Here is an 8,426-nt window from a genome sequence, read left to right on the forward strand (position 1 = left end):
TGCATTTATTCTAACAAGGGAGGCTGCTTTTTTCGAGGCATAGCTATAAGCTTTTTGGAACCACACGCCTAGCGTGTGGTATTCTGCAGATGCAATAAAAAAACAGATCCCCATAGGGGATCTGTTTGTAAAACTTTTCTTAGAACCAGAATTCAGCGCGAGCGTAGCCGAAGCCAGCGCGGTCTTTGCTGCCATCGTAGGATTCCAAGTCTTCATAAGTAACGGTACCAATAACATTTTTGGAGAAGGTGTAATTAAAGCCATAACCCAAACCTTTAACACCATTATCACGAGTAAATGCGTCATTGATGCCTTCAAATACAGGTACGCTAGTCAACGTATAGTCAAGAGCGCTGGCGCCGTATTTTTTGTAGTTAACGAAAACACCGAAAGTTTTAGGAACTGCTTTGTTAGCACCTTTATAGGCCAGTTGAGCATTTATTGCATGATCATCAGGACCGATATTGGAGGCTTCATTTGTAGCATACTCAGCAGTTAAAGCGAAGTTCTTATTCAACTGTGCTTTAGCACCTAAAGCATATACTTCATAGTCGTATTTATTGGTATTGCTGTAATATACCGAACCAATTGCCTGGAAGTTTTTGCTAGGAGAATAAGTGATGTTTGCAGTAGTAACTTCAATACCAGCACCTGCAGCACCATTTTCTTTAGCAACGCTACCTGAAGCACCTGTCCGATGAGAAATATCACCATAGCCAACAAGAGCTTTTACTTTGTCGCCGCCAAAAGCTACTTTAACCGCATCATAACCACCAATTGGATTGGACACTAAACCGTAGCCAAGAGTTAAAGGTTGACGTCCAATCGAAAGATTAGCGCCGCCAATAGCGTCTTTAAAAGTGAAGTAGCCATAATCTACGCCAAAGGTGTCTTTTCCAGCAGGCTCTGTTTCGCTATTGCTCTTATTTTGAGCAGAAATACGACCGTTGAAAGTAACGTTTTTATTCAACTCACTATCAAGATACAAACGAACACGTTGCTCGAAGTAGTCATGGCTGCCAGTTAATTTACCATTAGTGTCTGTAGCACCGTTTTCAAAACCACGGATACGGGCATCACCAGTGATTTTTATGCTGGAAGCGTTTTTCTCCAGTTTGCTTACGCGAACGCCCAGGTTATCCAGTTCATCGCTGAATTCAGCGGAGAGTTTGTTCAGTAGAGCTTTTTGCTCAGCGTTAGCTTTGTCTTCTTTAGCAAGAGCTTTAGCTACGATTTGAGCCATTTCATAACGGGTGATGTTTTTGTCGCCACGGAAAGTTCCGTCGCCATAACCATCAACGATACCAGCTTGAGCCAATTTGCTTACAGCGTCATAAGCCCAATGTTTTGCAGGAACGTCAACGAAAGGATTAGCAGCGAAAGCGCTAGTTACGCCAAGAGCGAAAGTAACCGCAAGAGCAGCAGCAATTTTCTTTTTCATTTAGAAAAGCCCCCTTAGATTTTGTTTTTTTGTTTATCTATCGATGAGCCTAAGAAGGGTTTCCATTCGAGTGTCCACGTTTCCTCAGAACGTATTCACCTTTTTCAGCTCATACCCTATTCACGATTCCACACAGCAGATTGAGCGCTTATAAGGTGTGCACCCCTCGCCGCCTCTCTGTCTGCCAGGCAGTTTCATGATTAGAATCATATGGTTGGAACAATATTCCATCACAATCTTCTAGGTAATATATTCAACATGAGGAAGAGTATTCCTGCCAAAAATTTGTCGATTTATAAAAATAATTTCAGATAATTTATTTTTTCCATGTAAGGATGTTAACTTTGTAAGCTGAAACGCAGATACAGGCTCGGTAGGCAAAGGCTTCTGTGGAGACTGATGCTGGGAAGCGAAACATGAGATTGCCACGTCGCTTGCGCTCCTCGCAATGACAGATGGGCCAAGTTGTGTATTAACTGTGCACCCCGCAGGGGAGCTCATCAGGCACAGACGCCAAAGGCCCGTTCCCCGTTCCCTTTGCCTCCAAGCTCAGGCCGTCGAGAAGGCTCCAGCTGCTAGGCAGGGGGCAAAGAGGCGAGTGAAGACAGTACGGTGGGTACGGCAAGCTCGCCTCTTTGCCCCCAACAACGCAGATGGGGTCTTATCGGCGGCCGCCCCTCAAATAGCGGTGGGCGAGGATGATGGCGACATACCCATCCACCGGCTCCGGCGGCACCTGCATGGATACCGGTATCAGCCTTTTCAGCCCTTTAGGCGGATTATACTTCCAATAGAGATGGCGTGCCTCTTCCGTAGAGTGCTTTTCATTGATCAATTTAACATTTAACAACTTGTCCCCAACCTGCACGCCCCTCAACTCAGTTTCAGCCTGCTTATGGGCAGTGCCGTCACCGAGAATAACCGTAAGCGTAGCATATTGCTCTGCCAGCTGCCGCACACAACTCACCAGATAGGCGGTTTCAACGACCTGCTGCAGGACGGCATCTTCATTGCTCTCAACTACTGCTATGCCACACTTTTCTCTGCCAGGATCTACGGCGATAATATATTGACTCATTAGTCCATCCCTTCTTTGCTTATTATATTCTTGCTAAGGAAGTTTATTCCTTTACTGGCAAAAAATAAGGAGAATTGTCCTCCCTTTAACTGCCGAAAAAGTTCAGATGGCAAAAAATGAGATTGCCACGTCGCTACGCTCCTCGCAATGACAAGAGGCTTATTGCCAGTAAAAAAAACACCAGTGAGTTTTTTCACTGGTGTTTCGTCGCCGTTTTTATGCTGTGATGACGTGTTTGCCGTCTTTGATTACTACTTGACCGTCAATCGTCAAGGTAGGGTTCAGTAATATACCATCCAGATGAAGTGGGATCTGACAAGTACCGCCAAAGCCGACGTTATTACCGAGCGCAATATGGACCGTACCCATTACTTTTTCATCTTCCAGAACCCGTCCGGACAGAATGGCCTGATCGTTGGTTCCGATGCCGAGTTCGGCAATATTGCGTGCTTCCTTACCGTATTCATCCAGAGTCGCTTCGAGCTGTTGCCCTTCCTGGCCGCCTTCGATCTTGCTGACATAGCCCTTTTCGACCGTCAGTTTGATCGGTGTTTCCAAAACACCAATACCAGCCATGGCGCCGTCAATGACAAAAACGCCTTCTGTCGTGCCTTCGACAGGTGCTACGTACGCTTCACCGGCAGGCAGGTTGCTGAAGTCGCCGGCCTCGTGGTTAATCCCCGTATCAGGATGCCCGGCCCGGCCGGCAATGGACAGGGTAAGGTCCGTTCCGGCAGGCGTGGAGATATGAACATGACTGCCCTTGCTGAGCAACCCGGCAAACAAAGTGCTTACCGTGGCGATACGCTCATAGTCGGCATTTAACGTACGCTGCATAATATCTTCGGTAATTCCCGGCAAGGTGGCCATACGCACGCCTTTCTTACTGGCTGCTTTGCGCGCCTGCGTATGAGAGAAAGAACGCGACGTGGCACCAAGCACAACATCAGCCTGCAACATAGCTGCCGCAATGGCTGCCGGTGGTTCGGCGCCGTCATTTTTGCGCGGTACCATTTCCATATACAAAGCTTCCGCTCCGGCTTCCACCGCTTTTTCCCACAAGGCCTGCCCGACACTGCGGGTCGGCAGGTCGGTTACGACCAATACCGTTTCCCCCGGCTTGACCGCCATACACTGGCGGATCGCAATATCTGCACTTTTTCCCAAGTTGGCTGTCATCGTTCAGTCCTCCTCTTGTTACGCTTCTTCCGGCAGACGCAAAACATATTTGCGAGCTTTACCCTGACCCTCTTCCCTGATCATTCCCCGGCTGATCATTCGCTCCAGGATCGCGCCGGCAGCAGCATCCGTATCCGCCACCTCCAGCTTATAGCCCTGCAGTTGATTGCCTACACTAAGCCCCGCAATTGCTTTCGCAATTTCTTTGCGTGTTGCTCCCTGGGGACGCCCTGTCAGACAAAGCTGAATCTGCCGCTCGATTTCCTGTCCCATCCTGTGATGCAGCTGCCGCGGCATTCTGTGCGCCTTGCGATAGCCCCAGACATACAGGATCGCACCCATAACGGCAAATCCCAATGTGCCCATAATAAAAACTTCGCCTGACATGACTTTTTTCCTCCCCTATTCGGTCCTTTTAGTCTTCTAGAACAATGAGTTTGCGTCCCAGCAGCATCCGGAGAAATACAATCAACCGTTCCAGAACCGGTTCGGCCTGCTCGCCGAATTCCTCGCCCATCAGCCGGGCAATGTCGGCAACCGTATGTTGTCCGTTGCAATGGCGCCAGACAAATGCTCCGTAAGGATCAAGCTTGATATAGGTTTGCCGCGGCGTCCGAAAGTAGCGGGAACAGAGCTTGCTCAGCCAGTGATTGTGGTAAACCGTCAGCTGCTCGCCCTCTTCCATCGCCACATTCTCCCGGCCGGCAGGACGCTTAATCATCAAATTATTTTGTTTCGTAGACATTACTCATTTTCCTTATTCCACTTAAAGTTCAGGCAGTGCCGTAAGAAGCCAAGGGCCAGCACGACGAAGATGCCCATTGAAACTTCATTGACAAAACCGCCCCACTTCATACCTAAGGACATATCAACATTTTCATATACCAACAGTGCCAATACAACGCCCATCAGCGAGTCGCCGGCGATCAGACCGGATGCGAGCAAAATGCCTTCTTCCGTCCGTTTTTTCAGTTCTTCAACGTGTTTCACTGTTTTCGTCAGAATTAAGCTCAGCAAGCCGCCAACAGCAATCGCTGCATTCAAATGAATCGGCAGATACATACCGACAGCAAAAGCCAATACGGAAATACCGAGAAGCTCAGCAACGACTGCAACAAATGCGCCGATTCCGACCAACGCCCAAGGCAGTGAGCCGTCAATAACGCCTTTAACCACCAGAGACATTAACGTAGCTTGCGGTGCCGCCAGTTCTTTTGTACCAAAACCATAGGCACTGTTCAGCATCATCAGCGTCCAGCCGATAACGGCTGCCGAAGCGACAACACCAATGAGCAGTGCATATTGCTGGCGGTAAGGTGTGGCGCCAATTAAAAAGGCTGTTTTTAAATCCTGAGAGGTATCACCAGCCATGGCAATGGAAATGCAGACAAGCGCGCCGATGCTCAGCGCCGCCAGCATCCCCTCCGTACCGGTATAGCCCATAGCTTTCAACAGAACGCTGACCAGGATCAGCGTACCGATCGTCATGCCCGAGACGGGATTGCTGGAGGAACCTATCAGACCAACAATACGGGACGATACGGTAGTAAAGAAAAAGCCGAAGACAACTACCATAATCGCGCCGATTACTCCCATATGCAGCTGCGGCAGGAATGCGCAGGCCAGAAAAATAATCACTGTGCCGATTAAGATCGACATAACAGGCATATCTTTTTGTGTGCGTAGACTGTCTTCGGCTGTAGCAGCGCCGCCTTTGGTCAGTCCGCTCATCGAAGCCTTAAAAGAGCTGATAATGGTCGGCATCGACTTCAGCAAGCTGAACATACCGCCTACCGCAACTCCGCCTGCGCCGATATAGCGGATATATTTACTCCATAATGCCCAGTGATCCATTTCGGAAATAGGGGTTGTTGCCGGAAAGACCGGGGTTGTCAACCCACTGCCGAAATAGGAGATTAAAGGCATCAGGACCAGCCAGCTGAGAATACTGCCGGCAAACATGGTAAAAGCCGCCCGTGGCCCGATGATAAAACCAACCCCCATTAAGGCAGGCAGAACATCAAAGCCGATAGCGGCTCCCTTCAAACCGGGAATCGCCCATTCGGGATTTTCTTCCCAGATGCCTAATGCACCCATTAAAAACTTATACCCTGCGCCAATGCCAATACCCGCAAATACCGTCTTGGCACCGGTTCCTCCCTGATCACCAACAACCAGTACTTCTGCACAGGCTGTACCTTCAGGGTAAGGCAAATTGGCGTGTTCGTCAACAATTAGATACCGGCGCAGCGGGATCATCAGCAAAACTCCCAGTGAACCGCCCAGTAAAGCCATTATCGTCATGGTCATCATATCCGGTGCATAGCCCCATAAGAAAAATGCAGGCACCGTAAAAATCATCCCGGCTGCTACTGCTTCACCGGAAGAGGCAATCGATTGGGCAACGGTATTTTCCAGAACCGTTCCCCGTTTCAGGACACCTTTTAACAACCCCATGGAAATAACCGCTGCTGGAATCGTGGCACTAACCGTCATCCCTGCTTTGAGGCCGAGATAGGCGTTGGCCATCCCAAAGATAATTGCCAGTACTGCCCCCATGATAATTGCGGTTGCCGTAAACTCTGGGATAACTTTGTCGGCAGCCACGTAAGGAGCGTACTCCCGCCCTGAGACATTCAGATAATCCAGGCGGCGTTCTTCACTGCTCATAAAATCCTCCCCTTCAAATAAAAAATGATAACTATTCAGACTTATCTTACTGCTAAACAAATGTACGCCGCATTAGCACTGTAGCACAAAAAAAATCACCAATCACTGTCCGAATGTGACAATGGGTGATTTCTTTTGGGCGCGCAGCCCCGCCATTAGCGCTGCATGAGCGGTCGAATTTTTAAGGCAAGCTGCAAATTAAACCGTACTTCAGCATCATCAAGATCGACGCCTAACAGTTCCTGTATCCGTTCCAGACGGTACTTCATACTGTTGCGATGAAGATACAGCCCTTGCGCTGCCTTAAAGACGTTGCCGTTCGCACTGAAATACTGTTCCAGTGTTTTGACCAAATCATGGCGAACGCTGGGTTCTACTCCGTCCAGTTTCCCAATAACAGACTGATAATACGATTGCAGCTCCGGCATATCCCGTACTTTTGTCAGGAACTGATAGACACCCAGCTCATCAAAATAATGCACACTGCCTGTTCTATTGAGCTTGCGCCCAATTTCCAACGCCTCTTTCGCTTCGCCATACGCTTCCGGCAGCAGCCGGTAATCCCGGCATGGCCGGCTGACGCCCAGGACAATTTCCAGCTCCGGCGAAAATACATGCAATTCATGACGGATCATCTCCACACGCTTGGCGATTGTCTCACCGGCAGCCTCGGCATTCAGCGGGCACAGAATCGTAATACCGCTCTGCTGACCGACTACCAGCAGATCACTTTGCCTGGTTGTGAGTTGATTGGTCAGCATCGCTATTCCCCATTGCTTAGCAGCGATATCATCCTGCTCTTCATTCGCTAACGGATGCTGCGTAAACTTAATCGGACTGCGAAATTCCAATTGAACAGCAAGCCAGGTTTTATTTAGATCGACTTGCAGGGCCGCAGCTTGCTCCAAAGCAGCCTGCCCTGCCTGCACACTACCCTCCAGGACACCGGCCAAAAAGTCATTGCGCCTTCGCCTGACAACCTCGCCTTCCGCCAGCTGTTTGTAGATCGCCACTGCCGTTACATTGGCAGCCTGAACCAGTACCTGCCAATCCTGCTCACATAACCGGTGCTGATCCTCCAGCATGGCAATATAGCCAAGGATTTCACCGTTAATCAGGACAGGTACAATAACCCAGGCCTGCTGCCCCAGATTACTGAATAAGACCTCGGCCCGTTCCGCTTTTTTTCTGGAGCGGATTTTATCAATAAAACCCGTGCGTTTTAAGTTATATAAGTACTTATCAATAATTTTCCCGGCATACACCCTTGGCTTGCGCCCTTTATAAGGCTTATCGAGATACGCATACGCCAACAGGGAGAAGTCCCGATCGGCCACGATGATGGTATTCGCCACCAGACTTACTATAGTTTGCGCAATTTGCTGTAAGTCGGCACCAGTGTAGGCTAGCTCGGCCAGTTTCTTTTGTGTTTCCTGCGAACGCCGTATTTCTTTTTCCTGCTGAAAAAATACATGCTCTAAGCCCTCTTTTATGATTGCCGCGAAACTGCTGCCCTCAGGCAGTGCAATAACCGGAAACTCCAGCCGGTTGGCTGCTGCCAACATTTCTGGCGGTACCTCTTTTAGATAGCTGCCCAGCTGTAAAAGAATACCGGCAGCTCCCTTTTCCTGCATTTGCGTAACCAGCATCCCCTGAAACTGGGGAATAGCTTGAAAAAGAAAGCCACTTGTCAAATAAAGCCCGCGCGGTTTTATTGCGCCGCTATCCGGACTTTCCAGCACGTCGATATATTCCACTTCCCGATCCAGCCCTCGCTCACCGGCTACTGTTCGAGCCTGGCGCAAGGCTGGCAGCTTTAACAGCTCGGCTATCTGCACAGCCATGTTTATCATCTCCGCCACTACATACTTTCGGATGCATCAGCTCTTATTTTACTACCAATCTAATACACGCTTCTTATTTGTTCTTTTCCTGCGAACAAAATCCCTGCTAAAGCATGCAGATAGTCACTAACCACCCGTAAAACGGGTGGCTTGATTAAGCCCTAAAAGGGCATGTTACTAGCTGAGTCTCAAGACTCACTGAAAAGGTTACCGA

General features: G+C 49.2%; 7 protein-coding genes. All 7 read right to left on the bottom strand.

All coding sequences use genetic code 11. The annotated features are described in order from the left end of the window. Nucleotides 1–139: 139 nt before the first annotated feature. The 7 genes from EV210_RS22360 to EV210_RS22390 all read right to left on the bottom strand — a co-directional run bounded on the left by EV210_RS22360 (nucleotide 140) and on the right by EV210_RS22390 (nucleotide 8,212). Complete coding sequence (locus EV210_RS22360; protein ID WP_132083827.1) at nucleotides 140–1,441, bottom strand: S-layer homology domain-containing protein; 1,302 nt, start codon at nucleotides 1,439–1,441, stop codon at nucleotides 140–142. A gap of 661 nt (nucleotides 1,442–2,102) precedes the next feature. Further along, the gene (locus EV210_RS22365) at nucleotides 2,103–2,519 is read right to left on the bottom strand and encodes a pre-16S rRNA-processing nuclease YqgF (RefSeq protein ID WP_132083829.1); all 417 of its coding nucleotides are present in this window, start codon (nucleotides 2,517–2,519) and stop codon (nucleotides 2,103–2,105) included. 216 nt (nucleotides 2,520–2,735) lie between these two features. Then, a complete protein-coding gene (locus tag EV210_RS22370) occupies nucleotides 2,736–3,698 on the bottom strand; it encodes an aminopeptidase (RefSeq protein ID WP_132083831.1) in 963 nt (320 codons plus the stop codon). 18 nt (nucleotides 3,699–3,716) lie between these two features. After that, nucleotides 3,717–4,085: a hypothetical protein gene (locus EV210_RS22375; RefSeq protein WP_132083833.1), complete on the bottom strand. Its 369-nt coding sequence runs from the start codon at nucleotides 4,083–4,085 to the stop codon at nucleotides 3,717–3,719. 28 nt (nucleotides 4,086–4,113) lie between these two features. After that, entirely contained in the window at nucleotides 4,114–4,443 is a 330-nt protein-coding gene (locus EV210_RS22380) for a PqqD family protein (protein ID WP_132083835.1), read from the bottom strand. Next, a complete protein-coding gene (locus EV210_RS22385) occupies nucleotides 4,443–6,368 on the bottom strand; it encodes an OPT family oligopeptide transporter (RefSeq protein WP_132083837.1) in 1,926 nt (641 codons plus the stop codon). The genes EV210_RS22380 and EV210_RS22385 overlap by 1 nt, the downstream gene beginning before the upstream one ends. Nucleotides 6,369–6,523: 155 nt before the next feature. After that, complete coding sequence (locus tag EV210_RS22390; protein ID WP_132083839.1) at nucleotides 6,524–8,212, bottom strand: PucR family transcriptional regulator; 1,689 nt, start codon at nucleotides 8,210–8,212, stop codon at nucleotides 6,524–6,526. Between the last annotated feature and the right edge of the window lie 214 nt (nucleotides 8,213–8,426).

Source organism: Anaerospora hongkongensis (assembly GCF_004339805.1).
Taxonomy (GTDB): Bacteria; Bacillota; Negativicutes; order Sporomusales; family DSM-15969; genus Anaerospora; species Anaerospora hongkongensis.